This is a genomic window from Shewanella sp. ZOR0012 (assembly GCF_000798835.1).
Classification (GTDB): Bacteria; Pseudomonadota; Gammaproteobacteria; order Enterobacterales; family Shewanellaceae; genus Shewanella; species Shewanella xiamenensis.
Window position 1 is genome coordinate 1 of sequence record NZ_JTLE01000037.1, and the last position, 1,969, is coordinate 1,969.

Here is a 1,969-nt window from a genome sequence, read left to right on the forward strand (position 1 = left end):
CAACGGCGGCATCGATTTGCGTCTTATCAGCATCAATAAACAGTGACACTTGAATACCATTGGCGGCTAAGCGGCTTACCGCAGCAGTGATTTTATCTAATTGACCAGCCACATCTAAACCGCCTTCAGTCGTCACTTCTTGACGCTTTTCAGGGACTAAACAAACGTAGGTTGGTTTGACTTCGCAGGCAATGTTGAGCATTTCTTCAGTCACAGCACACTCAAAGTTCATCCGCGTCTTTAAGGTTTTTGCCAGCAGATACACATCGCGGTCAATGATATGACGTCTATCTTCCCGCAAATGAATGGTGATACCGTCGGCACCTGCATGCTCAGCAACGGCCGCAGCGTGGACAGGATCAGGATAACTGGTTCCGCGAGCCTGACGAAGGGTCGCAATATGATCGATATTTACACCCAATAAGATACGGCTCATCGGGAACTCCTTTATTTTTGGTAAGGCTAAAATGATATCGCGCCCTATTGTACTGGGGCAGACACTAAAAAACAGGAGCTAGGGCTAATTATTCCCATCTACCTTTGAAGCTGCAGCCTGAATAAACAATTGTCGACTCACCAGTGGCTTATTACCGAGCAGAGGTTGCAACATCGAACGCATCAAGCGCTTAGCCTCTAAAAACTGCTCTTGTAACAATTGATTATCGTTAAGCGCCATCAACATAGCCCCTTGATAGGTATGCTTTGCCCTGCTGTTCAACACAAATTGAAACCCAAGTTCTGGCACGAGTTGATAATAATGCTCAGGGATAAGCGGCTCACCTTGGGTATCACGGATAAGCGACGGCATAGCACCTAATTCACGCAGCAATGCTAATTCAAGATAACGCAGTTTTGACTCACAAAATTGTGCTGCCAGCCCCATTAAAGCTTGATGATAGATGAAGAATAACGCCTCAGCATTATGATGAACCGATAGGGTGCGCACCAGCAACTCATTGATATACATGCCAGCATACAGACTGTAGCCTAAGAGTGGTACGGCAGGAGCCGCCGCTTCAATTTGGCTGATGTTTTTGAGTTCAGACTTACCACTAAATTCAAAAATCAGCGGCTGAAAGGGTTGGAGGATACTTTTGATGGAGCGTTTACCGCTCCCGACCCGCGCCACGGCATCAACACGGCCAATGCCGTCGACCAACAGATTAACGAGGGCGCTAGACTCCCGATAGGGGCGATGATGTAAAACATAACCCCGTTTCATCGGTCTGTGCGCTCGTTCATGATTAGGCTTGGCCTATCGCTCTGTGAGTGACGATTAATCGTCACCGTAACCTAGGCTTCGTAGGGCTCGTTCATCATCGGCCCAACCGGATTTAACCTTCACCCACACTTCGAGGAACACTTTGTTATCAAACAAGGTTTCCATATCAAGGCGGGCTTGAGTCGCAATGGTACGAATACGCTCACCTTTGCTACCAATCACCATCCGCTTTTGGCCTTCACGCTCAACGAGGATCAGGGCGTTAATTTGGTAAACGCCATTTTCCATCATCTTAAATTGCTCGATTTCAACCGTGGCATCGTAAGGCAATTCATCGCCTAAAAAGCGCATCAGTTTCTCACGCACGATTTCAGAGGCCATAAAACGCTGTGAACGGTCGGTCACATAATCTTCTGGGAAGAAAAATGGATTCTCCGGCAGAGACTCTGCCGCCATCTCTAAAATCCGCTTAACATTGGTCCCCTTACTGGCTGAAATCGGCAGGATTTCATCGAAAGGATACTTCTTAGCGACGTCTTCCAAATAAGGGAAAAGCGCTTCTTTATCTTTGATATTATCGACTTTATTGATGGCTAAAACGGTTTTACGCTCTTCACCGCCGCGGCGAAGTTTGCTTAGCACCATCTCATCATCGGCGGTCCACGTCATACCATCGACCACAAAAATAACCATAGACACATCTGCTAAAGAGCTTGCCGCGGCACGGTTCATTAAACGGTTAATCGC

Annotated in this window: 3 protein-coding genes; all 3 read right to left on the reverse strand. The window is 47.3% G+C overall.

What is annotated here, in order from left to right; translation table 11 throughout:
- A partial coding sequence (locus L976_RS01260) for a pyridoxine 5'-phosphate synthase (RefSeq protein WP_047533374.1) occupies nucleotides 1–436 on the reverse strand: 436 nt, incomplete at its 3' end.
- Between the two features lie 84 nt (nucleotides 437–520).
- The gene (recO, locus tag L976_RS01265; protein ID WP_047533377.1) at nucleotides 521–1,222 is read right to left on the reverse strand and encodes a DNA repair protein RecO; all 702 of its coding nucleotides are present in this window, start codon (nucleotides 1,220–1,222) and stop codon (nucleotides 521–523) included.
- 54 nt (nucleotides 1,223–1,276) lie between these two features.
- Nucleotides 1,277–1,969 (reverse strand): GTPase Era (gene era / locus L976_RS01270; protein WP_047533380.1); only part of this gene is annotated, 693 nt, incomplete at its 5' end.